This window comes from Intestinimonas sp., from assembly GCF_026169115.1.
Lineage (GTDB): Bacteria > Bacillota > Clostridia > Oscillospirales > Oscillospiraceae > Intestinimonas.
On the sequence record NZ_JAPFEA010000062.1, the window covers coordinates 1 to 23313 of the forward strand.

The 23313-nt window shown below is 63.7% G+C and carries 19 protein-coding genes; 7 read left to right on the forward strand and 12 right to left on the reverse strand.

All coding sequences use genetic code 11. The annotated features are described in order from the left end of the window. From ygeW to ssnA, 9 genes are all read right to left on the reverse strand, one after another. Positions 1–734 (reverse strand): knotted carbamoyltransferase YgeW (gene ygeW / locus Q0Y09_RS05975; RefSeq protein ID WP_297719066.1); only part of this gene is annotated, 734 nt, incomplete at its 3' end. Positions 735–833: 99 nt separating this feature from the next. Continuing rightward, the gene (locus Q0Y09_RS05980; RefSeq protein WP_297719069.1) at positions 834–2246 is read right to left on the reverse strand and encodes a YgeY family selenium metabolism-linked hydrolase; all 1413 of its coding nucleotides are present in this window, start codon (positions 2244–2246) and stop codon (positions 834–836) included. 55 nt (positions 2247–2301) lie between these two features. Next, on the reverse strand, positions 2302–3537 hold the full coding sequence (gene dpaL / locus Q0Y09_RS05985) for a diaminopropionate ammonia-lyase (protein WP_297719072.1): 1236 nt from the start codon (positions 3535–3537) through the stop codon (positions 2302–2304). A 234-nt stretch (positions 3538–3771) separates the two neighbouring features. Beyond that, positions 3772–6357, reverse strand: a complete 2586-nt coding sequence (gene xdh, locus Q0Y09_RS05990) for a selenium-dependent xanthine dehydrogenase (RefSeq protein ID WP_297719076.1) — start codon at positions 6355–6357, stop codon at positions 3772–3774. A gap of 27 nt (positions 6358–6384) precedes the next feature. Then, the gene (locus tag Q0Y09_RS05995; RefSeq protein WP_297719080.1) at positions 6385–7044 is read right to left on the reverse strand and encodes a DUF6198 family protein; all 660 of its coding nucleotides are present in this window, start codon (positions 7042–7044) and stop codon (positions 6385–6387) included. Positions 7045–7101: 57 nt separating this feature from the next. Further along, positions 7102–7872, reverse strand: coding sequence for an SDR family NAD(P)-dependent oxidoreductase (locus tag Q0Y09_RS06000; RefSeq protein ID WP_297719083.1), 771 nt, complete (start codon positions 7870–7872; stop codon positions 7102–7104). A gap of 137 nt (positions 7873–8009) precedes the next feature. Beyond that, on the reverse strand, positions 8010–11003 hold the full coding sequence (ygfK, locus tag Q0Y09_RS06005) for a putative selenate reductase subunit YgfK (protein ID WP_297719086.1): 2994 nt from the start codon (positions 11001–11003) through the stop codon (positions 8010–8012). A 38-nt stretch (positions 11004–11041) separates the two neighbouring features. Next, positions 11042–11167 carry a hypothetical protein gene (locus Q0Y09_RS06010; protein WP_297719090.1) on the reverse strand — a complete coding sequence of 42 codons (126 nt, stop codon included), beginning with the start codon at positions 11165–11167 and terminating at the stop codon, positions 11042–11044. Positions 11168–11241: 74 nt separating this feature from the next. After that, positions 11242–12582: a putative aminohydrolase SsnA gene (gene ssnA, locus Q0Y09_RS06015; RefSeq protein WP_297719093.1), complete on the reverse strand. Its 1341-nt coding sequence runs from the start codon at positions 12580–12582 to the stop codon at positions 11242–11244. A gap of 297 nt (positions 12583–12879) precedes the next feature. Here ssnA and Q0Y09_RS06020 point away from each other — a divergent pair, with 297 nt between their 5' ends. Continuing rightward, a complete protein-coding gene (locus Q0Y09_RS06020) occupies positions 12880–13527 on the forward strand; it encodes a transcriptional regulator (RefSeq protein ID WP_297719095.1) in 648 nt (215 codons plus the stop codon). Between the two features lie 50 nt (positions 13528–13577). Here the strand turns inward: Q0Y09_RS06020 and Q0Y09_RS06025 are convergent, their stop codons facing one another. Continuing rightward, the gene (locus tag Q0Y09_RS06025) at positions 13578–14909 is read right to left on the reverse strand and encodes a nucleobase:cation symporter-2 family protein (protein WP_297719098.1); all 1332 of its coding nucleotides are present in this window, start codon (positions 14907–14909) and stop codon (positions 13578–13580) included. Between the two features lie 409 nt (positions 14910–15318). Here Q0Y09_RS06025 and Q0Y09_RS06030 point away from each other — a divergent pair, with 409 nt between their 5' ends. From Q0Y09_RS06030 to Q0Y09_RS06050, 5 genes are read left to right on the forward strand one after another with little or no spacing between them, the layout of a single operon-like run. Then, positions 15319–16413 (forward strand): iron ABC transporter permease, encoded by a 1095-nt coding sequence (locus tag Q0Y09_RS06030; protein WP_297719101.1) that lies wholly within the window; start codon positions 15319–15321, stop codon positions 16411–16413. After that, complete coding sequence (locus tag Q0Y09_RS06035; protein WP_297719104.1) at positions 16413–17912, forward strand: ATP-binding cassette domain-containing protein; 1500 nt, start codon at positions 16413–16415, stop codon at positions 17910–17912. The genes Q0Y09_RS06030 and Q0Y09_RS06035 overlap by 1 nt, the downstream gene beginning before the upstream one ends. After that, positions 17909–19021 (forward strand): ABC transporter substrate-binding protein, encoded by a 1113-nt coding sequence (locus tag Q0Y09_RS06040; RefSeq protein WP_297719107.1) that lies wholly within the window; start codon positions 17909–17911, stop codon positions 19019–19021. The genes Q0Y09_RS06035 and Q0Y09_RS06040 overlap by 4 nt, the downstream gene beginning before the upstream one ends. A 10-nt stretch (positions 19022–19031) precedes the next feature. Beyond that, positions 19032–20045, forward strand: coding sequence for an XdhC family protein (locus Q0Y09_RS06045; protein WP_297719110.1), 1014 nt, complete (start codon positions 19032–19034; stop codon positions 20043–20045). A 10-nt stretch (positions 20046–20055) separates the two neighbouring features. After that, complete coding sequence (locus tag Q0Y09_RS06050; RefSeq protein WP_297719112.1) at positions 20056–20823, forward strand: IclR family transcriptional regulator; 768 nt, start codon at positions 20056–20058, stop codon at positions 20821–20823. Between the two features lie 60 nt (positions 20824–20883). Here Q0Y09_RS06050 and Q0Y09_RS06055 read toward each other — a convergent pair whose 3' ends face one another. Together Q0Y09_RS06055 and dpsA are read right to left on the reverse strand one after the other, a co-directional pair. Continuing rightward, entirely contained in the window at positions 20884–21465 is a 582-nt protein-coding gene (locus tag Q0Y09_RS06055; RefSeq protein WP_297719116.1) for a dipicolinate synthase subunit B, read from the reverse strand. Positions 21466–21467: 2 nt separating this feature from the next. Then, complete coding sequence (dpsA, locus tag Q0Y09_RS06060) at positions 21468–22334, reverse strand: dipicolinate synthase subunit DpsA (protein WP_297719118.1); 867 nt, start codon at positions 22332–22334, stop codon at positions 21468–21470. 148 nt (positions 22335–22482) lie between these two features. Here dpsA and Q0Y09_RS06065 point away from each other — a divergent pair, with 148 nt between their 5' ends. Then, positions 22483–23277 carry a TIGR04255 family protein gene (locus Q0Y09_RS06065; protein WP_297719121.1) on the forward strand — a complete coding sequence of 265 codons (795 nt, stop codon included), beginning with the start codon at positions 22483–22485 and terminating at the stop codon, positions 23275–23277. Positions 23278–23313: the final 36 nt, after the last annotated feature.

The following is a 23313-nucleotide window of genomic DNA, read 5'->3' on the forward strand; positions in this document are numbered from 1 at the left end:
GCGTTGGCCTTGGCCACCTCCTCCACCTCGGGCATGACCTCGTAGCCCTCGGGATGGGACAGGACCACGTCCATGCCGAAGCGGGTCATCAGGCCGATGACGCCCTGGGGCACGGAGAGGGGCTTGCCGTAGGAGGGAGAGTAGGCCCAGGTCATGGCCACCTTCTTGCCCTTCAGGTTCTCCACGCCGCCGAACTCATGGATGATGTGCAGCATGTCGGCCATGCACTGGGTGGGGTGGTCGATGTCACACTGGAGGTTGACCAGGGTGGGCTTCTGCTCCAGGACGCCCGCCTTGTTGCCGGCGGTGACGGCGTCCACCACCTCGTGCATGTACTTGTTGCCCTTGCCGATATACATGTCGTCCCGGATGCCGATGACGTCGGCCATGAAGGAGATCATGTTGGCGGTCTCGCGGACGGTCTCGCCGTGGGCGATCTGGCTCTTGCCCTCGTCCAGGTCCTGTACCTCCAGACCCAGCAGGTTGCAGGCGGAGGCAAAGGAGAAGCGGGTGCGGGTGGAGTTGTCCCGGAAGAGGGAGATGCCCAGGCCGGACTCAAAGATCTTGGTGGAGATGTTGTTCTCCCGCATGTAGCGCAGGGCGTCGGCCACAGTGAACACGGCCTCGATCTCGTCGTCGGTCTTCTCCCAGGTCAGGAAGAAGTCGCCCTCGTACATCTCCTTGAAGTTGAGCTTGTTGAGCTTGTCGATATACATCTGAAGGGTCTTATCCATAAAAACCGTCTCCTTATCTCAATTTTGATTTTGATCCATTCGGATTGCGCTTCTGGTCTGTCACGCTACGCCTGCTCGCAACGGCTCCGCGCTTCTTTCTTACTTAATATCGTTGTTGGTCTTGCCGGCCCGGAACTGAGTGACGTCGTCGGTCTTGTTCTCCTCCTTGTAGAGGCCGGGCACGGCGGCGTACAGGGCGGCACAGCGGACCAGGTCATCCTTCCAGGTGATCTCGTTGGGGGCGTGGGCCTGGCTCTCGGCGCCGGGGCCGAAGCCCACACAGGGGATGCCGTAGCGGCCCTGGATGGCCACGCCGTTGGTGGAGAAGGTCCACTTGTCCGTGAGGGGGCGGCCGGCGCGCAGGTGCATGGCGTCGCGCTTCATATCGGCATCGGCATAGCCCAGGCGCTCGGTCCCGAAGAGGGCGTGGTGGGCGTCTGCCAAAGCCTGGACATGGGCGGCGGACTCCTTGTTGATCCAGGTGGGGAAATAGGCTTCGGTCTCATAGACCTCGCCGGTCCAGGAGGGACGGTCATACATATACATGGAGACCTTCACGTCGTCTCCGTACTTCTGCACGCTGGGCAGATCCCGGATCTCCTGGAGGCAGGAGTCCCAGGTCTCTCCGGCGGTCATGCGGCGGTCAATGGAGATGGAGCAGGAGTCGGCCACGGCGCAGCGGCTGGGGGAGGTGTAGAAGATCTGGGAGGTAGTGCAGGTGCCCCGGCCCAGGAAGCGGGCGTCCTCATAGTGCTCGGGGTTGTACTTGGGATTGAGCATCTTGACAAGGCCCTTGATCTCAGTCTCGTCGGCGTCGTCGTTCTCGTTGAGGGCGCGGACGTCCTGGAGAATGTCGGCCATCTTGTAGATGGCGTTGTCGCCGCGCTCAGGGGCGGAGCCGTGGCAGGAGACGCCCTTCACGTCTACGCGGATCTCCATACGGCCCCGGTGACCGCGATAGATGCCGCCGTCGGTGGGTTCGGTGGAGATAACGAACTCCACCTGCTCCTTCTTGATGCCCTTGGCGGGGAAGAACTTATTGACGATGTACTGCCAGCACATGCCGTCACAGTCCTCCTCCTGGACGGAGCCCACCACCATGATCTTGTATCCGGCGGGGATGAGGCCCAGATCCTTCATGATCTTGGCGCCGTAGGTGGCGGAAGCCATACCGCCCTCCTGATCGGAACCGCCCCGGCCAAAGATGACGGCGTCGTCCTCGCAGCCCTGGTAGGGGTCGGCCTCCCAGTTGTTGATATTGCCGACGCCTACGGTGTCGATGTGGGAGTCGATGGCGATGATCTTGTCGCCCTGACCCATCCAGCCGATGACGTTGCCCAGGCCGTCCACTTCCACCTCATCGTAGCCCAGCTTTTCCATCTCGGCCTTGATGCAGGCGACGACCTCCTTCTCCTCGCAGCTCTCGCTGGGGTGGGAGATCATATCCCGCAGGAAGCGGGTCATATCGGCGCGGTAGCCCTCGGCGGCTTTCTTGATCTGCTCAAAATCCATGTCAATGCCCTCCATTATCCAATCATTTGATCCGTCCATCAAAAAATACGTTGGTTCAATAGGCCCGCTGGGGGGTGTCGGCGGTGGGATACTCGCCGTCCCAGATGACCCGGCGGTACTTCTGGGGGTCGGTGTTGCCCTCGGTGGAGAACATCAGGACCTGGCTGAAGCGGTCCAGTTCCAGCTTCTCCCGGAGCTCCTTGTAGGCGTCGTCGCACATGATGGCGTCCAGCACGCCCATGCCCACAGCGCCGGACTCGCCGGATACCACGCGGGGGTCCCCCTTGACGGGGGTGCTCAGCATCCGCATGCCCTTGGCGCTCACCCAGTCGGGGCAGGAGACAAAGGCGTCCGCATGGTTGCGGAGGATGTCCCAGGAGATGGTGTTGGGCTCGCCGCAGGCCAGACCGGCCATGATGGTCTGGAGGTCGCCGGTGACGAACCGGGGCTTGCCGTCCCCGGCCACAGCGCCCTGGTAGAGGCAGTCGGCGGCACAAGCCTCCATGACCACAAACTTGGGGGGATCGTTGGGGTAGAGATTGGCAAAGTAACCCACCACAGCGCCGGCCAGGGAGCCCACGCCGGCCTGGACAAAGACGTGGGTGGGCCGGTTCACGCCGATCTGCCGGAGCTGGTCTGCGGCCTCGTTGGCCATGGTGCCGTAGCCCTGCATGATCCAGGCGGGGATCTCCTCATAGCCGTCCCAGGCGGTATCCTGGACGATGACGCCGTGCTCCGTCTGCGCAGCCTCAGCCGCCGCCATGCGGACACAGTCGTCGTAGTTCACGTCCTCAATGGTGACCTGGGCCCCCTCTTTGGCGATGTTGTCAAAGCGGGACTTGGCGCTGCCCTTGGGCATATGGACCACAGCCTTCTGGCCCAGCTTGTTGGCCGCCCAGGCCACGCCCCGGCCATGGTTGCCATCGGTGGCGGTGAAGAAGGTGGCCTGGCCGAACGCCTTGCGGAACACCTCGCTGGTCAGGTAGTCATAGGTCATTTCAGAGACGTCCCGGCCCATCTCGCCGGCGATGTACCGGGCCATGGCGAAGGAGCCGCCCAGGACCTTGAAGGCGTTGAGGCCGAACCGGTAGGACTCATCCTTCACATAGACCCCGCCCAGCCCCAGGTACTTGGCCATGCCGTTCAGGCTGGCCAGGGGCGTGATCGAGTACTGGGGAAAGCTGCTGTGGAAAAAGCGGGCCTTGGCTACATTGCTCAGATCCATGACAGACAGCTGTTTGTCCTCGCTTTCGGGCATGCGGTTGTCTGTCCACTTGATGGGGTCTCTCATCCCGTTTCGCCTCCAAAATATTTTAAGTATTCCATACTTTTTGTTTGATTCCGAGTACATCATACCACATACCCGGACAATGTCAAGGGGAAGTCAGAATAATTTTCAAGTTTCCTAAAAATTTGTTAGCTTTCCTGCAAACCCATTGGGAGAATGGAGATTTCCCCTGTCCCCCCGGTCCCGCCCCACCAGGAAAACTCCCCCGCTGTGCTGGGGTGGAGCGGGGGAGTCAGGTCACTTTTTAACCGGCTTATAGAAGGTGTTCTCCATGGGCAGCCTGGTACGCAGCACGTGGTCCATAGCGTAGTAGGCTCCCTGGACGGCGGGGGCGGTGGGGATGGTGGCGATCTCGCCGATGCCCTTGGCGCCATAGGCAAAGGGGAGAAGCTCCTCCTTCTCCACATAGATGGCGTGGATATCGGGGATCTGGTGGGCCCGCATGAGGCCCAGGGTGCCGAACTTGGCCTGCGGGACGCAGTCCTTCAGCGGGAAGTCTTCCGTGAGGGCATAGCCCAGCCCCATGAGGACGCCCCCCTCGATCTGTCCCTGGATGGAGGTGGGGTTGACCACCTTGCCGGAATCGTGGGCGGCCCAGACCTCCTTTACTTTGCCGGCGTCGTCCAGGATGACCACATGGGTGGCAAAGCCGTAGGCCACATGGCTCTTGGGATTGGGCTTGTCGGCGCCCAGCTTGTCGGTGGGGTCGAAGAACTCGGCAAAATAGGTCTTGCCCTCCAGCTGGGCCAGATTGCCGTTCACCCGGTCCATGTCGGCCTTCAGGTCCACGGCGGCCATGCGCACCGCCTCGCCGGTGAGGAGGGTCTGGCGGGAGCCGGAGGTGGTGCCGGAATCGGGGGCCACCTCGGAGTTGGCCCCCATATTCCGCAGCAGCAGCCGGGGCAGGCCGGTGGTCTGGGAGAGGATCTGGAGAAAAACCGTGGCGCAGCCCTGGCCGATGTCGGAGGCGGCGGAGTAGAGCTCCACCATACCGTCCTTCACCGCCAGCTTGCACCGGCCCTTGTCGGGGAGACCCACGCCCACGCCGGTGTTCTTCATGGCGCAGGCGATACCCGCCCGGCCGGGGTGGGCCTCATAGACCTCCTTTACCGCCAGAAGGGTCTCCTTCAAAGCGGTGGAGGGGTCGGCGATCTGGCCGTTGGGCAGCACCTTCCCCGGCTCGATGGCGTTGCGGTAACGGATCTCCCAGGGGGAGATGCCCACCTTCTCGGCCAGCAGGTTGATGTTGGACTCCAGGGCAAATTCGCTCTGGCACACGCCGAAGCCCCGGAAGGCGCCGGCGGGGGGATTGTTGGTGTAGTAGCCATAACCCCGGATGTCGGTGTTCTGGTAGCAGTAGGGTCCCACCGAGTGGGTGCAGGCCCGCTCCAGCACCGGGCCGCACAGGGAGGCATAGGCCCCGGTGTCGAAGTAGATCTCGCAGTCCAGGCCGGTGAAGATGCCGTTTTCGTCACAGCCCAGGGTGAAGGTGCCCTCCATATAGTGGCGCTTTGGGTGGAAATGGATGGACTCCTGCCGGGAGAACTTCACCTTCACTGGCCGGTTCACCTTCAATGCCGCCAGCACGGCGATGTGTTGGGCGGACACATCCTCCTTGCCGCCGAAGCCGCCGCCCACCAGCTTGTTCTCCACCACGATGCGGTCCGGGTCCCACCCCAGCATGATGGAGATCTCTTTCCGGGTGTCGTAGACGCCCTGGTCGGAGGTATACACCTTCACCCCGTCCTTGTAGGGGAAGGCCACGGCGCACTCGGGCTCCAAAAAGGCGTGCTCGGTGAAGGGGGTGGTGTAGCTCTGAGTGACTACATACTTGGACTTTGCCAGGGCGGCCTTGGCGTCGCCTCTGGTCACATGCCGGGACTGGCACAGGTTGCCGCCCGGGTGGAGCCTGGGGGCGTCGTCCGCCATGGCCTCACGGATGTTCCGCACCGGCTCCAGGGGCTCGTAGTCGATCTTCACCAGCTTCTTGGCCTCTTTGAGGATGTCTTCGGTCTCGGCCACCACCAGACAGATGGCGTCGCCCACGCAGCGGGTGACATCCCCCTTGGCGATCATCACGTCCCAGTCCTGCTGGATGTGGCCCACCTTGTTGTTGGGGACATCCTCGGCGGTGAGGACGGCCAGCACCCCGGGCAGGGCCAGGGCGGCGCTGGCGTCGATGTCCAGCACACGGGCGCGGGGGTACTGGGAGCGGACGGCGGAGGCGTGGACCATGCCCTCCAGATAGAGGTCGTCGCAGTACGCCCCCCGGCCCAGAACCTTGTCCCGGACGTCGGTACGGAAGGCCCGGTCGCCCACGCCGTAGGTGTCGCCCTTCTCCAGCCCGGGGTCGATGGCGGCCGCGCCCCGGAGAATGGCCCCGGCCAGGGAAATGCCCTCAATGATCTTTTTGTAGCCGGTACAGCGGCACACATTGCCCCGGATGGCCTGCTTGATCTGCTCCTCGGTGGGATTGGGCGTCTGGTCCAGCAGGGCCTTGCCCGCAAGGACCATGCCGGGGATGCAGAAGCCGCACTGGACGGCCCCAACCTTGCCGAAGGCATAGACAAAAGCCTCCTGCTCGGCCTCGGTGAGCCCCTCCACGGTGAGGATGCTCTTCCCCACCGCCTTTTTGGTCGTGAGCACACAGGAGCGCATCGCCTTGCCGTCCACAAGGATGGTGCAGGTGCCGCAGGCGCCCTCGCTGCACCCGTCCTTCACTGAGATGAGGCCCAGGTCATCCCGGAGATAGCGCAGGAGGGACTTTTCCTCCTCCGTCTCCCGAAGAACGCCGTTGACTGTAAACGTATAGATCTCAGCCATGATACTTTCCTCCTGTCGCAGGATGGTTCATTGGGCGGCCCTGCCGCCCGCCCGCCGGGCGGCAGCATGCCGGAGCAGGCGGGAATAGAGCTTCACCAGCTGGCCCACCGCCAGGGCGGACGCCAGGGTGCCGATGCCCACGCCGTTGAGTTTGTGAAGGGCGGCGAGGGCAATGCAGGCGGCAATGAGGGTGAGGGTACTGTCAAAACAGACCTTTACATTGCCGAATTCTTTGCGGAGCTTCTGGGAGAGGGCCCGGACAAACGCCTCGGCAGGGAGCATGATGACGTCGGCCATGACCTCCAGCGAGATGCCCAGAGCCATCACACAGCAACCGATGACCAGATAGAGAATGGACCAATGACAGGGACCGCCGTACTGGCTGGGGATGATGGCCATGGCCCAGTCGATACACAGACTGAAAAAAAGGGTGACAGGGATCTGGAGGGCCTGTGTCCGAGTAAACCGCCGCCGGAGTGCCGCCTCCCCCACCAGAAAGAGCATGTTGAAGCAGAAGGTGAAGACACCCATCAGCTTCTGGTCAGTCAACAGGCTGAGCACAAAGGGGATCGAAGAGACGGGGGAGGTCCCCAGCCCCGCCCGGGTGACAAAGGTGATGCCGGTGGCGCAGATCATTGCGCCTGCCAAGAACATGAGATACCGCCGAAGCGTCTCTTTTGCCGCCAATACCGCCGCCTCCAAATCAAATAGGATCTCCGGGAAATACTGTGCTGGGGGCAGGCGTCAGGGCTTCATGCCGGACCCACCCTGGACAAAAATGGTGTCGCCGCTGACGTACTTGGCGTCATAGCTGCCCAGGAAGATACAGACCTTGCCGATGTCCTTTTCGGCGTCCCCATACCGACCCAGGGGGATAGCGTGGAGATTTTTTTCGAACATCTCCGGGTTTTCCCGGCCCCAGGCGGCCAGTTTTTCGGTCATGACCAGGGGACAGACCACGTTGACATTGATGTTGTAAGGGCCCCATTCGGCGGCAGCCACACGGCTCATGCCCCGGATACCCTCCTTGGCGGCAGCATAGGAGCTCTGGCCGGGGTTGCCGGAAATGCCCGCGCCGGAGGCAAAATTGATGACGCTTCCCTGGGTCTCCTTCAGATAGGGGAAGGCGTGCTTCATATAGTAGAACGTGGCATACAGGCCGGAGTGAATGGCGATGTCGAAGTCCTCCTTGGAATGCTCCACCAGGGTCTTTCCGGAGGCGCTGGCCTGGGCGTTGTTGATGACGATGTTGAGCTTGCCAAAATGGGCGACGCCCGCCTCAATGGCCGCCTTGACCTCTTCCTCTCTGGAGCCGTCGGCCACATAGGTGAAGACCTCTGCGCCGAAGTCGTCTATCAGCATTTGCCGGGTCTTCTCCATCCCTTCTGGGAAGAGGTCGGTGAGCATGATCCGCGCCCCCTCGTCGGCAAAGGCCCTGGCGATGCCCCGGGCGATACCGCCGCCTCCGCCGGTGATGAGGACGACCCGTTCCGTCATTCTTCTCAAGTGCTGCATGTGTGCTTCCTCCTTACAAGATATTGTTGTAAGGGGGTCCACTTTTAAGGAGCCGGTCCCCCCCTCCCCTCATGCCGAGACACCGCCCGGCTGGGGGAGAGACGCTCCACTACTCGGTGACGCCGGCCTTCGCCGTCTTACTTCACCAGATAGCCATACTCGTTGCGCACCGTCTGGATGAGGGCGCGGATGCCCTCGGGCAGACCGCAGCCGCCGTCGGCGGTGTCGTACTCCGCCGTCTGACCGTCCAGACGGACCAGACTCACCGTTCCCGCCAGGGGCAGGAAGCCCTCGTTGGCGCTGTTGTCAAAGTCCTCCCTGCTCCAGAAGAGGGTGAATTTGTCCTTGTAGGGCCGGCTGTCGTAGGGGCAGAAGGTGCCGCAGTTGCCGCACTCGTTGCACATACCGTCCACATGGACGATCTGCCGCTGCCGCATGCCGGGTACCGCCACGGCCACGTTGGCCCGGTTGGGACAGACGTCGGTGCACACCTCGCACACCGTGGGGCAGCCCAGGCAGCGGGTGTCGGCGCAGGAATCGCAGTCGGCGCACAAATTGCCCTTTTTGCCCAGCGGTTTGTTATAATCGGCGTTGATATTCCGGTCTGTATACTTATCCAGCGCCAGGTCCACGATGGCTTGGGCGGCCTGGGCGGCGTCGGCGATGGCCTCCACCACGGTGGCGGGGCCCCTCCGGGCGTCGCCCACGGCGTAGACGCCGGCCACGCCGGTGGCCATGGAGGCATCCACCACGGGGCGTCCCTTTCCGTCCAGAGCCACACCGCTATTCACGAAGGGGGCCTCCTCCACGTGCTCGCCCACAGCGGTGATGACGGCGGTGGCGGGGATCTCGGCGGTCTTGCCGGTGGCCACGGGGGAGCGGCGTCCGGAGGCGTCAGGAGCGCCCAGCTCCATGACAGAGCAGGTGAGGACGCCGTCCTTCACGCCAACGGGGGCCAGGAGCTCCAGGAACTCCACGCCGTCGGCCAGGGCCAGGGCCAGCTCCTCTTCGTCGGCAGGCATGTACCGCTTGGTGCGGCGGTAGACCAGCCGGACGTGCGCCACGCCGGGGATGCGCCTGGCGGCACGGGCGGCGTCCATGGCGGTGTTGCCGCCGCCAATGACCACCACGTCGGTGCCCAGCTTCAGACTTTCGGGGCACTTCTTGGCCTGCTCCAGGAAGGAGATGACGTTGATCTCCTCGCCGTAGTCCAGTCCGGCGGAACCGCTCTTCCATGCGCCGGTGGCGAAGATCACATGGGTGAAGCCCTTGGCCTTGAGTTCCTCGGCGGACGTCACCTCCACGCCCAGCTCGAACTTGGCACCGTAGGCTTTGCACAGAGCCACGTCCTTGTCGATGGCCGCCCCGGAGATGCGGAACTCTGGGATGACATGGCGGACGATGCCGCCCAGGTCGTCCCTGCGCTCAAAGACGGTGACGTCTACCCCGGCCCGGGAGAGGAAGAAGGCGGCGGAGAGTCCGGCGGGGCCGCCGCCCACCACGGCCACCTTTTTGCCCGCCACAGGGGCCTCGGCTTCCAGGGTGGGCAGCAGGGCGTCGTAGCCGCCCTGGGCGGCCTGGAGCTTCACGTTCCGGATGCGGACGGACTCCTCATAGTAGTTGCGCATGCACTTGTCGGCACAGTGGTGGGGACAGATGGTGCCGGTGATGAAGGGCAGGGCGTTGCGGCGGGTGATGATCTCCAGGGCCTCCTGGTACTTGCCCTGGCTGGCGGCCATCAGATAGGCGGGGATGTCCTGCTCGATGGGGCAGCCGCTGCGGCAGGGGGCGGAGAAGCAGTCGATGAGGGGGACCTTTTTGTCCAGCTTCCGCTGGGGCAGGGGCTTGATGGGCTTGCGGTAGAGGGCGGTCTTCTCCACGCCGTCGGCCAGGGCGGCCACGGCGCGGACGTCGATGCCGGTGAAGGGGGCGCTGCCGCAGTCCATGAGGAGCGCGCCCATCTGGCTCATGCGCTGGTAGCCGCCGGGCTTGAGAATGGTGGTGGCCATGGTGATGGGCCAGATGCCGGCGGAGAAAAGCTCCTTGATGTTGTGGAGGTCCGCGCCGCCGGAGTAGGAGATGCGCAGCTTGCCGTCAAATTCCTCGGCCACCTTCTGGGCCAGGGAGATGGTGAGGGGGAAGAGGGACCGGCCGGACATATACATCTCCTGGCTGGGCAGCTCTCCCGCCGCCACGTCCACGGGGAAGGTGTTGGTGAGCTTCACGCCGAACTCCAGCCCCCGCTCGGCGCACAGGGCCATCAGGCGGCGGAACATGGGCACGGCGTCGGCCCACTGGAGGTCCTCCAGGAAGTGGTGGTCGTCAAAGACGATGTAGTCAAAGCCCAGGGCGTCCAGCCGCTTCCGGGCGAACTCGTAGCCCAGGAGGGTGGGGTTGCACTTGACGTAGGTGTTGAGCCCCTTCTCGGTGATGAGGTAGGTGGCGATGCGCTCGATCTCGTCGGGTGGACAGCCGTGGAGGGTGGACTCGGTGATGGAGGTGGAGACCTTGGGGCTGATGGCCTTCACATAGGCTTCGTCCACCTTCTGGAACTTGTCCAGATTGGCGAGGGTCCAGTCCATACACGCCTGCCACACGGGGGAGCCGGAGGCGTCCTTCATGCCCTCGATGTACTGGTCGATCTTTTCGCTTTTGATGCCGGCCAGGTCATAGCCCACCGACATGTTGAAGACAAAGCCGTCCGGGTCGCCCAGGCCCAGCTCTTTGGCGAGGAGCTTGCAGGCAAACCAGGCTTTTACATACTCATCATGGGCCTGGGGCACGGTGAGCTCGGTGGACCACTCGCAGTTGTAGCACTCGTCCCCGGCGGTGATGCAGGGCTTGGCCACGCACTTGGAGAGCTCCTCGCCGTCCATGATCTGCACGGTCTTGAGTTCGAAGAACCGGGCTCCGGCGGCATAGGAGGCGATGATGTTCTGGGCCAGCTGGGTATTGGGACCGGCGGCGGGGCCGTAGGGGGACTCGATCTTCTCGGCAAAGATAGGCATGGCTTGGCCGTTTTCGTGTCGGACCAGCTTGCGCACGCCGAAGATGCTGCCGTGGTCCTTGTACTCGGTGAGGACCCAGTCCATCAGCTGTTCAAAGGGAATGGGGCGCATGATATCACTCATAGGATTGACCTCCAACAATTTTTTCAGGGTGGCGGCGCTCAATAGGTCCGGTGGTTCAGCTCGCCCCACAACTTCCTGCTCTGCTCCAGGGTCCAGGCATTGATTTTGCTCCCCACCCGGCTCCGCCGGGCGGGGGCCCCAGTGATTTGATCTACTCGGGGCAAGTGAATCGCCCCGGCATCAAGGTTTTACCTGCGGCAAAACGCTTGGTGAGGACAAGCTCAATGCCCGGTCAGCTTCAATAACTCCGGTGGTTCAGCTCGCCCCACAGCTTCTTGCTCTGCTCCATGGTCCAGGCATTGATCTTGTCCTCATCAATGCCAACAAACGCCCGATCCTGGTAGAGGACCTTGCCGTTGATGATGGTGGTGCGGCAGTTCTTGCCCATCATGCCGAAGAGCATGTGGCCGTCGATGTTCTCCTCCGAGAAGGGTGTAAAGGGCTTGTAGTCCATGACGATAACGTCGGCGGCGGCGCCGGGCTTCAGAACGCCCAGGGGCTTTTTGAAGTACTTGGCGGCGATGGCAGCGTTATTCTGGAAGAGCATGTCCATGCACTCGCACCAGCCCACGTTGGGGAGGGCGGCGTTGTGGCGCTGGATGATGAGGAAGACCTTCAGGCTCTCCAGCATGTCGTGGGTGTAGGCGTCGGTGCCCATGCCCACGGTGATGCCCTTCCGGAACATCTGGAGGACGGGAGAACAGCCCACGGCGTTGCCCATATTGGATTCAGGGTTGTTGACCACCATGGTCCCCGTCTCCCGGATGATGTCCATCTCGGCGGGAGAGATGTGGATGCAGTGGCCCAGCAGGGTCTTCTCCCCCAGGATACCGTTGTAGAGCAGGCGGTTCACCGGGCGGCAGCCGTAATTGCGCAGGGAGTCATAGACGTCGTTCATGCCCTCGGCCACATGGATGTGGAAGCCGGTCATGCCATTGTTGGCCTCCACCATTTTTTCAAAGGTCTTGTCCGAGATGGTGAAGAGGGCGTGACCGCCGAACATGGCGCGGATCATGTCGTTGTCCTGCTCCTTGCACCACTTGGCAAAGTCGGCGTTTTCCTGAATGGATTGGAGGGTCTTCTCCTCCCCGTCCCGCTCGCTGACCTCGTAGCACAGGCAGGAGCGCATACCCAGCTCCTGACACACGTCCTTGATGGCGAAGAGGGAGCCGGGGATCTCGCAGAAGGAGGCGTGGTGGTCAAAGATGGTGGTGACGCCGTCCCGGATGCAGTCCAGCACAGTGGCGTAGGCGCTGGCCCGGGTGCCGTCCAGGGTCAGGTGGCGGTCGATGTTCCACCACATCCCCTCCAGCACCTCCAGAAAATTGGTCGGGTCGTTGCCCTCGATGGCCAGGCCACGGGCCAGACCGGAATAGATGTGGGTGTGGGCGTTGATGAGTCCAGGCATGATGACGCCGCCTCTGGCGTCCACAAACTCGGCGGCGGGATACCTGGCCTTCAGGTCGGCCAGGGGCCCCACTTCCTTGATGACCTCTCCCTCCACCGCCACAGCTCCATCCGCCAGGTAGGGCAGGGCGGGATCTCTGGTGATGAGCCTTCCGTTTCCGATCAGAAGCATGTGCCTCTCCTCCTATCCGATTTCCGGGCACTCTGTCCCGGTCAACATTTCCCAGGGAAAACAAAAGGTGCCCATTCTCTTGAGAATGAACACCAGCCCGTGCGCACAGCACTTCGTTACAGCTTGAATTGTCAGATGTGCACAAGGCCCAGCCTTCTGCTGTTTTCACTTTATCACATTTTTGCCCATTGCGCAAGATGCAAATTAAAAATATTTTGGCGTCCTTACTTTTTGTTGAAATTCCACCAAACATGAGATATAATAGTAGTAAAATCAACGAGGGAAAGGTGGTTTGCTATGCAAGCGTCCAATCTGGAATTCTGTCTCCAGCTGGCCAAGGGCATCGCCCGTCAATTCGGCCCCAACTGTGAGGTGGTGGTCCACGACCTGGCCTCCAACGACCCGGAGACCTCCATCGTGGCCATCGAAAACGGTCATGTGTCCGGCCGCCGGGTGGGGGACGGCCCCTCCCACGTGGTGCTGGAGGCCCTTCGGGACGGCGGAGCGGTGCCGGAGGACCGGCTGAGCTACCTCACCAAGTCGGAGGACGGCAAGATCCTCAAATCCAGCACCATCTATATCCGGGACGACAACGGCAAGGCCGTGGGCATCTTCGCCATCAATTACGACATCACCCTCATGCTGGCCATGGAGAACGCCTTGAAGGGCTTCACCTCCACCGAGCTCCCCCAGGAGGAGCCGGAGCACATCGCCCGCAACGTCACCGACCTGCTGGACGAGCTCATCGAGCAGAGCGTCCGGCTGGTGGGCAAACCGGTGGCCCTCATGAACAAGGAGGACAAGGTGAAGGCCATCCAGTTCCTCAACGATACCGGCGCTTTTCTCATCACCAAGTCCGGCTACAAGGTGTGCAAGTACTTCGGCATCTCCAAATACACCCTTTACAGCTACATCGACGAGGCCAAGGCCGCCTCGGAGAAGTGACGCATTTCAAAAGGGGTCCGGCGGCGGCAGCCGCCGGGCCCTTTTGCTGCTTATTTGCTGTTTTCGGCTTCCTTGGGGAGGATCAGGTTGAGGAGGATGGCCATGATGGTGGCCACCACCACAGAGGAGGACCCGAACACCGTGGACACCCAGCCGGGGAAGTCGCTGCCGGCCAGACAGCCGGGCACCTGGGTGATGCCCACGCCCAGAGCCACAGAGAGGCCCACCACAGCGCTTTTCCTCGGGGTGAAGCCGCCTTCGGTAATCATGCGGATACCGGTCATCGTAATGGTGGCAAAGACCGAAATGGTGGCGCCGCCGATGACACACTGGGGAATGGTGGTGAGCACAGAGGCAAACTTCGGCACCAGCCCTGCCACCAGCAATACCCCGGCGGCCAGGGTAAAGACGGCCCGGTTGATGACCCGGTTCACCGTGACGATGCCCACATTCTGACTGTAAGACGCGGTGGGCAGGCCGCCGAAAAAGGCACCCACAATGCTCATGATGCCCTGACCCACGATGCCGCCGGAGAGCTCCTTGTCGGTGGGCAGGCGGTCCATGCCGCCCATGGTGGTGGAACTCAGGTCACCGATGGTCTGCACCGCGTTGACCACATACACGATGGCCAGGGAGACACAGGCAGAGGGCACGAATTTGATCTCAAAGGGCAGAAGCTGCGGCAGAGCAAACCAGGCCGCGCCGCTGACGCCGGAGAGGTCCACGATGCCGGCAAAGTAAGCGATGACATAGCCCACCATCATGCCGATGAGGATGGAGGCCAGCTTCAAAAGCCCCTTAGTGAAGTAGTTGAGGAAGACCACCACTGCCAGAGTGATGAGGGCTACCGCCCAGCTCCTGGGATTACCGAACCACTCGCTGGTGGCGTTCCCACCGGCCATATACCGCACAGCGGTGGGATAGAGGGAGAGGCCGATGGTGAAGATAACCGTTCCCGTGACCAGAGGAGGAAAGAGGGGTCGTATCCACTTCACGAAGACGCCGAAGAGGATGGCTACGCAGCCGCCCACGATCTCTGCGCCTAAAATGGTGGGCAGGTCAAAGGCCCCGCCGATGGCTTGCAGGGTGGGGATATAGGCAAAGCTGATGCCCATGACTACCGGCAGACGGGAGCCGATGCGCCCAAAGATGGGAAAGAGCTGCAGCAGGGTGGCGATGGCCGTCAGGATCAGGGACACCTGGATCATCAGCGTCCGCTCTCCTGCGGACAGGCCGCAGGTATCTGCAATGAGAATGGCGGGGGTGATGATGCCCACCACGGCGGCCACCACATGCTGGAAGCCCAGGGGGATCATCTGTCCGGCGGAGGGAATCCCTTCAAAGCGGAACACGCTGCCGGCCCCCACCTGCTGTTTTATCATGACTCTGCACCTCACAAAAATTTTTTATCACTGAAACTTATTTATTTCAAGCCAATGATACTACCCCTCCCCGGAAATTGCAAGCCATTTTTTCCAGTTGTTCGCCAATTTTTCTCGGTACTTTTTGTTGATATTCATGATATTTTTTCTAGAAATCTGTAATTCCGCTCTTTATCTGCTTACCCTGTTGCTCTGTCACACTCATTTTTTCCGATGAAATATTCCAAAATGTTCTGTTTTCTGCGTTTATTTTTACTTTTCTGCAAAAAATATTTTTATCTATTTCCAGTATCATAAATTCGGTATTATCGAATCACTATTCTTTATTATCAAATATTCACCTTGCCACCACCCCGCAAATTTGTTACACTCAGTTCAAACCAGAATTTTTGTTTGTGTGGTGCGTGAAATGGAGCGACGCAGCAAGACCCTCAGCCCTGCCCGAAGAAAAACCGCCGGACAGCTGGCCCTTCTGGGCGGGCTCCTCCTGGCGGTCTTTCTCCTCTCCTTCTGCCTGGGGCGGTACGGCGTGCCCCTGGGACAGGTGGTGAAGATCCTCCTCTATCGGCTGGGCGTCGCCCTGGGCGGGCTGCTGGGCCGGCTCCCCGGCCTGGAGCCCGGCCCTCTCTTCCCCCTGGCCCGGACCTGGACGGAGCAGATGGAGACGGTGGTCCTGCTCATCCGGCTGCCCCGGATCGTCATGGCCTGCCTGGTGGGCTGCTGCCTGGCGGCGGCAGGGAGCGCCTACCAGGGCATCTTCCAGAATCCCATGGCCTCCCCCGACATTCTGGGTGCCTCCTCCGGCGCGGCCTTTGGCGCGGCCCTGGCCATTTTGCTGGGGGGCGGCAATCGGGCCGTCACCGGCTCCGCCTTCCTCTTTTCCCTGCTCACCGTGGGCCTGGTCTATCTGCTGGCCGCCCGGGCCCCCGGGAAGCGGCTGCTCAACCTGGTCCTCTCCGGCATCATGGTGAGCTCTCTCTTCACCTCCGCCACCTCCTACATCAAGCTGGTGGCCGACCCCAGCAACCAGCTCCCGGAGATCACCTACTGGCTCATGGGCTCCCTCTCCGCCGCCAGGATGACAGATGTGCTCCAGGTTCTCCCCCCCATGGTCCTGGGGCTCGTCCCCCTGTTCCTCCTGCGCTGGCGCATCGACCTGCTCACGCTGGGGGATGAGGAGGCCCGGACCATGGGCGTCCACATCAACCGGCTGCGGCTCATCCTGGCCCTGTCCGCCACCCTGGTCACCGCCGCCGCCATCTCGGTCTCCGGCATGATCGGCTGGGTGGGCCTGGTGGTCCCCCATCTGGGCCGGCGGCTGGTGGGCAACGGTCACCGGGCCCTCATGCCCGCCTCCATGCTCCTGGGCGCCCTCTTCCTGCTGACGGTGGACAATGTGTCCCGGAACCTGCTGGCCACCGAGATCCCCATCGGCATCCTCACCGCCTTCATCGGCGCTCCCTTCTTCCTCTCGCTCATGCTGCGGAAAGGGGGGAGCCGGTGATGCTGGACATCCGCGACCTGCGCTTTTCCTATCCCCACCGCCCCGTCCTCCAGGGGGTCTCCCTCCACCTGGGCGTGGGAGAGCTGGTCTTCCTCCTGGGGGCCAACGGGGCGGGCAAGTCCACCCTCTTCCGCTGCGTGCTGGGCCTGCTGCCCGGCTACCAAGGGGAGATCTCCCTCAAAGGCGGGGACGTCCGCCGGCTCTCTGCCCGGGCGCTGGCCCGGGAGATCGCCTACATCCCCCAGAACCACCACCCCGCCTTCTCCTACCCGGTGCTGGACATGGTGCTCATGGGCGCTCACCACCGGCTCTCGCCCTTTGCAAATCCCGGTCCCAGGGAGGAGGCTGCCGCCCTGGAGGCCCTGGAACAGGTGGGTATCCAGGACCTGGCCCAGCGAGACTTCCAGCGGCTCTCCGGCGGCGAGCAGCAGCTGGTGCTCATCGCCCGGGCGCTTGCCCAGCAGGCCAGAGTCCTCCTGATGGACGAGCCCACCTCCAACCTGGACTTCGGCAACCGGATCAGGGTATTGGACAAGACAGCGGAGCTGGCCCGGCAGGGCTACACCATTCTCCTCTCCTGCCATGACCCCCAGCTGGCCCTTCTCTACGCCGACCGGGTGGCCGCCCTCCACCAGGGCCGGGTCCTGGCCGATGGCCGGCCCGGTGAGGTCCTCACCGAAGCCCTTCTCCACACCCTCTACCAGGTCCCCGTCCGCATGACCCCCACCGAGCACGGAACCCTCCTCTCCCCCGTCCGCCGGCATGTATACCACTGGACACCAGAGATGGTGGCTTACATGGAGGCGGCGGCGGAGCGGTCCGACTTCTATGAGCAGATCGCTCAAGCGGCGGCCCAGGCCGCCCCGGGGGGCGGCGTCATCTGCGACGCCGGCTGCGGCCTGGGCTTTTCCAGCCTGGCCCTGGCCCGGTATTTTGCTAAAGTGGTTGCCGCCGACCGCTCTGCCGAGGCCCTGGCCGTGCTGCGGCGGAAAAACACCTGCCCCAACCTGGAGATTCAGGAGGGGGATCTGTTTTCCTCGCCTCCGGAGACCCCCTATGACGCCATGCTCTTCTGCTTCTTCGGCTCGGCGGAGGAGATCCTTCGCTGTGCCCGGCAGCAGTGTCGGGGCAGGGTGGTGGTGGTAAAGCCCACCCAGAGCCGCCACCGCTTCTCCCGGGGACAGGTCCCCGACCACCGCCAGCTCAGCGCCGTGCTGGAGGACCGGCTCACCGCGCTGGGCGTCCCCTTTGACCGCCGGGCGCTGACCCTGCGCCTGGACCAGCCCCTGCATAGCCTGGAAGACGGGCTCCGGTTCTTCCGGCTTTACAGCCGGGACGCCGACCCCCGCGACATCACCGAGGACTTTGTCCGCGCCCAGCTGGAGCCCTGGGATGACCCGGAATACCCCTACCGCCTGCCGGTGGAGCGGCATGTGACCGTCCTCAGCTTTGACGCCGGGGACATCCCCCAGAAAACCGAAAGGAGTTTGGAGTCATGAAAAAGTCCCTCGCCCTGCTGCTCTCCCTTGCCCTGACCCTCTCCCTGTGCGCCTGCGGCGGCTCCGCCGCCACGCCCAGCCCCACTCCTCCGGCAGAGACCCAGAGCGCCGGAACCGCCGCTCCCTCCGAGACCCGCATCTTCACCGACTCGGTGGGTCGGGCGGTGGAGCTCCCCGCCCGGATCGACAAGGTGGCCGTCTCCGGCCCCATGGCCCAGCTTGTCCTCTTCGCCCTGTGCCCGGACAAGCTGGTGGGCATCGCCAACCAGTGGGACCCCAGCGCCGAGAGCTATCTGGACACGGACTACTACAACCTCCCCCTGCTGGGCCAGCTCTACGGCGGCAAGGGGGAGCTGAATCTGGAGACCCTCCTGGCCTCCGGCGCCCAGGTGGTCATCGACGTGGGCGAGCCCAAGGACAGCATCGTGGAGGACCTGGACGCCCTCCAGGCCCAGACCGGCGTTCCCTTTGTCCACATCACCGCCACCACCCGGACCACGGGGGACGCCTACCGCCTGCTGGGCGAGCTGGTGGGCATGGAGGCCGAGGCCGGGACCCTGGCCGCCTACTGCGAGGAGACCTATGCCCGGGCCGCAGCCATCGCTGAGAACGTGGAAAAGGTGGACCTTCTCTACATCACCGGCCCCGACGGCCAGAACGTCATCGCCCGGGACTCCTACCACTCCGAAATCATCGACCTGCTGTCCAACAATCTGGCGGTGGTGGATTCCCCCTCCTCCAAGGGCACCGGCAACGAGGTGGGCATGGAACAGCTCCTGCTGTGGGACCCCGACTATATCATCTTCGCCCCCGAAAGCGCCTTTGACGCCGTCTCCGGCGATCCCGCCTGGGCCCAGCTCACCGCCGTCTCCACTGGCCGCTATTATGAGACCCCCCAGGGTCCCTACAACTGGATGGGCTTCCCCCCCTCCGTCCAACGCTACCTGGGCATGATGTGGATGGCCAAGCTCCTCTACCCCGACGCCGCCGACTACGACCTCTATGAGGAGACGGCCCGGTACTACGACCTCTTCTACCACTGCGCGCTGACCCGGGAGCAGTATGACGCCCTGACCGCCAATTCCATCGGCCAGCTGGCCGGACAGTGAGGTGACCAAAATGAAAACCATCTTCGAGGCCCTGCGGGCCGCTCTGGACCGGCATGAGTCGGCGGTTCTCTGCACCATTGTGGCCAGCTCCGGCTCCTCCCCCCGTGGGGCGGGGGCCAAAATGGCCGTCTTCGCCGACGGCTCCACCCTGGGCACCATCGGGGGTGGGGCCGTGGAGCACAAAAGTCTGGTGTATGCCCAGAACCTTCTCGGCTCCGGAGGGACCACCCTGACCCACACCTTCCGCCTCTCCCCCAACGAGGTCCAGGACATCGGCATGATCTGCGGCGGCAATGTGACGGTGGCCTTCCAGGTCCTGGACGAGGCTGCCCGCCCCGTCCTGGACGCCATTCTGGAGGCCCTGACCTGCGCCGATGAAGATGTATGGCTCATTACCCCCGTCCAGGAGGGGTCAGCCTGGTCCCTGGGCCTTTGGGACCAGGCCCACGGGCTCCGCTTTGCCGACGCCCTTCCCATGGAGGACCTGCGCCCCCTGCTCCTGAGCCGGGGGATCCTCCGGAAGGAGGCCCCCTCCTTCTATGTGGAGCCCCTGGTCCAGGCCGGCGTGGTCTACCTCTTCGGCGGCGGACATGTGGGGAAGGCCCTGTGTCCCGTCCTCACTCAGGTGGGCTTCCGGGTGGTCCTCTTTGATGACCGCCCCCAGGCCGCCCTGCCGGAGCGTTTCCCCCAGGCCCACCGCATCATTCTGGGGGACTACCGGCACATCTTCGACCATATCACCATCACCAACCGGGACTATGTGGTCATCATGACCCCCGGCCACCAGAGCGACTTCGAGCTCCTCGCCCAGGTCCTCACCACCCCCGCAGCCTATGTGGGCTGCATCGGCAGCCGGCACAAGGTGGCCGCCACCCGGGAGAAGCTGGCCGGACTGGGCTTCTCCCAGGCCGACATGGACCGGGTCCACTCCCCCATCGGCCTGCCCATCGGCGGAGAGACCCCGGAGGAGATCGCCATCTCCATCGCCGCCGAGATGATCGCCCACCGGTCGGGCAAGCTCTGAGGAACACGCCATGGAGGGAGGAAACAAGATCCGTTCGGTGGACAAGGCCATGACCCTTCTGGAGCTGTTGGGGGAGAGCCGTACCCCCCTGGCCCTGGCCGAGCTGGAGCGCCGCTCCGGCCTGCCCAAGAGCACCATTCACGGCCTTCTCTCCACCATGCGGGAGCACCATATGGTCTCCCAGCAGGCCGATGGCCGCTACTGCCTGGGGCTGCGGCTCTTCGAGCTGGGCTGCGCCGTCAGCGCCTCCTGGGACGTCACCGGCGTGGCCGCCCCCTACCTGTCCAAGCTGTCGTCGGTCACCGGCGCCACCGCCTTTCTGGCCGTCCTCAGCGGCGGCGAGGCGGTGACCCTGGACCAGTCCAGGGAGGGGGGCGGCCTGCGCATCGTCTCGGAGACCGGCTGCCGCCTGCCCCTCTACTGCACCTCTCAGGGAAAGCTCTTTCTGGCCTACTGTTCCTCCGAAGCCGAACAGCACCGGCTCCTCCGGGCCCATCCCCCGGTGTCCCACACCCCACACACCATTACCGAGCCTGGACAGCTCATGGAGGAGCTGCGCCGGGTCCGGGCCCAGGGCTACGCCGTGGAGGACGGGGAGTTCCGCATCGGTCTCAGATCGGTCTCCGCCCCCGTTTTCGGTCCGGGCGGCGGTCTCCAGTACGCCCTGGGGGCGGTAGGGCTGTTCCGGCGCACCACCGCCCCGGAATTCACCCTGGCCACCCGTCTGGCCACCGACTATGCCGCCCAGATCTCCGCCGAGCTCAAGGCCCTGTCCTGACCACTGTGAAAACGCGCCCCTCGTGCAGCCGTCGTACGGCTGCGCGCGGGGCGCTGATTTTTACGCCGGGCCCAGGAGAAGGGGCTGGAGCTGTCGGCCCTGGAGGGCGGCGTCCACCGTATCATTGATCTTCGTAAAGTCGGCCACCAGGGAGGTGGGCTTCCCCACCGGGTCGTCCTGGCGGAAGGGGACGAAGAAGACGTGCTTTTTGTCCAGAAGGGCCGCGATGTTTCTGGCCGAGCCGGCCAGGCCGTCGTTGGTGGATACCGCCACCACCACTGGCCGTCCATTGCGCCACATGGCCTTGGCCGCCATGGTCACCGCCGTGTCGCTCATGCCGTTGGCCAGCCGGGACAGGGTGCTCCCCGTACAGGGGGCGATGACCAGGATATCCAGCAGCTTCTTGGGACCGATGGGCTCGGCCTTTGGAATGGTGTCGATGACCCTCCTGTCACAGATGCGCTCCATCTCCCGGATGAACTCATGGGCCGGACCGAAGCGGCTGTCGGTCTCGGCGCTCTTCTCCGAGAGGATGGGTGTCACGTCCCCGTACCTGGCCCTGGCCCGTTCCAGGGCCGGCATCACCTGATCGTAAGTACAAAAGGACCCGCAGAAGGCGAATCCCACCCGAATTTGTTCCATGCTCAAACTCCTAACTCACAGAGAATGTGGCAGATGGTATCCCGCAGGATCCTGCCTGCCGTGACGGGGGCCACCTTGCCCGGCAGGGAGAGGGCCCAGATCACCCGCAGCCCCAGTTCTGACGCCGCCTCCAGGTCCACCCCGCCAGGCCGGGAGGCCAGATCGATGACCAGGCAGTCCGGCTCCAGCTGCTCCAGGCGGGCGGCGTCCAGCACCTGGGCTGGGGCAGTGTTCACCACCAGGTCATAGGCGCACAGACTCCCATCCAGCTGCTCCAACCGCTCCGGAACATAGCCGTAAGCCTCCGCCCAGGCCAGATCCGCCCACTTCCGGGCGGCCACGCTCACCCGCGCCCCCAGGGCTTGGAACCGGTGGGCCGTCAGCTTCCCCACCCGGCCGAAGCCCACCACCAGGACCCGTGCCCCGTGGAGGGTGATGGGCAGCTCCTCCAGGGCCAGTTGCACCGCCCCCTCGGCGGTGGGGACGGCGTTGGCCACCGCCAGCTCCTCCCGGTCAAAATAATCGAAGAGCCGCAGCTCCCGCTCCCTTGCCAGCTCCAGCAGCGCCGGCGATGCCCGGCCAGCGCACACCACCTGCCCCGGCCGCAGGGCGTCCAGCACCCCGGCCAGCTCCGCCTTTTCTTCGGAAAAGGGCGCGTTGAGCCGTCCGTCCTCCCCCGCCGCCGGCAGCGGCAGCACCACACAGTCGGCCAGCCGGGCTTCGCTCAGGTCCGCCATCGGCTCCGGGACCCCCTCCGCCCGTTCCAGGGCCCAGGTATGTACGCTATGCCCCTCCTCGCACAGAAGCTGGGCCAGCCGGACCTGCCGGAGGTCTCCGCCCACCACCCAGATGTTCCACTCGTTGCGCATGCTTCTCCCCTCCATCTTCCGTCTGGGCCATCCTATTCCCGGCCCTGGCAAAAGGTGACGGATGATTGACAGACCGGTGGGCAGCATATAAAATAGAAAAGAACGGGCCCGCCCCCTTGGGCAGCCCATCGGGAAGGAGCATCCACTTATGCTGTTTGCAGACTATCATCGCTATCAATATGCCCGCAGCCCCCTCATTGAGGTCATCTGCCAGCTGCGGTTCCCCACCATCCTCTCCATCAACACCGCCGAGCCCGCCGCCTTTCAGGAGGCCATCCGCCAGGACTTCCCCCGGTACGCCCTGCGGAAGGAACCGGTCCCACCCAAGATCGTCGGCGCCGGCGGCCCCGCCCCCAAGGCGGAACCCCAGCCCCCCATCTCCAACCACAATTTCATCTCCGAAGACGGGCTCTGGAAGCTCAACCTCACCAAGGACTTCATCGCCCTGTCCACCCTGCGCTACACCAGCTGGGAGGACTTCGCCCTGCGGCTGGACAAGTCCCTGGCCCAGTTCATCCAGGTCTACCAGCCCGCCTTCTTCCAGCGGGTGGGTCTGCGCTACCTCAACGCCATCTCCAAAAAGCGGCTGGGGCTCACCGAGCTGCTGTGGGACGACCTGATCCGTTCCCCCTATCTGGGCATCCTGGGGGAACCCGACGTGGACGAGACCCAGGTGGGCCGTTCCTCTCTGGACACTGAGGTCGCCCTGGAGGGGGGGATCCGGCTGAAAATCCACGCCGGCCCCGGTCTCCTCAACGGCGGAAAGCAGGACCCGGAGCCCAAATTCATCCTGGACGGGGACCTCTCCCGGAGCGAACAGCTGGGCGCCGACAAGGTGCCCGACACTCTGGAGGAGCTCCACCGCTATGCCGTGCGCTTTTTCCAGGGGGCCATCCTGCCCGAGCTCCACGAGGCCATGGGTCCCACCCCTGTGGCGGAGTAACGGAAAAAAGACGGCCGGAAGGGCGGAAGCCCTTTT

What these genes read in the sequence shown, in the direction of transcription:
- Q0Y09_RS05980 (WP_297719069.1), bottom strand. Translation starts at nt 2,246, where the DNA reads ATGGATTTTGAGCAGATCAAGAAAGCCGCCGAGGGCTACCGCGCCGAT.
- dpaL (WP_297719072.1), bottom strand. Translation starts at nt 3,537, where the DNA reads ATGAGAGACCCCATCAAGTGGACAGACAACCGCATGCCCGAAAGCGAG.
- xdh (WP_297719076.1), bottom strand. Translation starts at nt 6,357, where the DNA reads ATGGCTGAGATCTATACGTTTACAGTCAACGGCGTTCTTCGGGAGACG.
- Q0Y09_RS06000 (WP_297719083.1), bottom strand. Translation starts at nt 7,872, where the DNA reads ATGCAGCACTTGAGAAGAATGACGGAACGGGTCGTCCTCATCACCGGC.
- ygfK (WP_297719086.1), bottom strand. Translation starts at nt 11,003, where the DNA reads ATGAGTGATATCATGCGCCCCATTCCCTTTGAACAGCTGATGGACTGG.
- ssnA (WP_297719093.1), bottom strand. Translation starts at nt 12,582, where the DNA reads ATGCTTCTGATCGGAAACGGAAGGCTCATCACCAGAGATCCCGCCCTG.
- Q0Y09_RS06020 (WP_297719095.1), top strand. Translation starts at nt 12,880, where the DNA reads ATGCAAGCGTCCAATCTGGAATTCTGTCTCCAGCTGGCCAAGGGCATC.
- Q0Y09_RS06025 (WP_297719098.1), bottom strand. Translation starts at nt 14,909, where the DNA reads ATGATAAAACAGCAGGTGGGGGCCGGCAGCGTGTTCCGCTTTGAAGGG.
- Q0Y09_RS06030 (WP_297719101.1), top strand. Translation starts at nt 15,319, where the DNA reads ATGGAGCGACGCAGCAAGACCCTCAGCCCTGCCCGAAGAAAAACCGCC.
- Q0Y09_RS06035 (WP_297719104.1), top strand. Translation starts at nt 16,413, where the DNA reads ATGCTGGACATCCGCGACCTGCGCTTTTCCTATCCCCACCGCCCCGTC.
- Q0Y09_RS06040 (WP_297719107.1), top strand. Translation starts at nt 17,909, where the DNA reads ATGAAAAAGTCCCTCGCCCTGCTGCTCTCCCTTGCCCTGACCCTCTCC.
- Q0Y09_RS06045 (WP_297719110.1), top strand. Translation starts at nt 19,032, where the DNA reads ATGAAAACCATCTTCGAGGCCCTGCGGGCCGCTCTGGACCGGCATGAG.
- Q0Y09_RS06050 (WP_297719112.1), top strand. Translation starts at nt 20,056, where the DNA reads ATGGAGGGAGGAAACAAGATCCGTTCGGTGGACAAGGCCATGACCCTT.
- Q0Y09_RS06055 (WP_297719116.1), bottom strand. Translation starts at nt 21,465, where the DNA reads ATGGAACAAATTCGGGTGGGATTCGCCTTCTGCGGGTCCTTTTGTACT.
- dpsA (WP_297719118.1), bottom strand. Translation starts at nt 22,334, where the DNA reads ATGCGCAACGAGTGGAACATCTGGGTGGTGGGCGGAGACCTCCGGCAG.
- Q0Y09_RS06065 (WP_297719121.1), top strand. Translation starts at nt 22,483, where the DNA reads ATGCTGTTTGCAGACTATCATCGCTATCAATATGCCCGCAGCCCCCTC.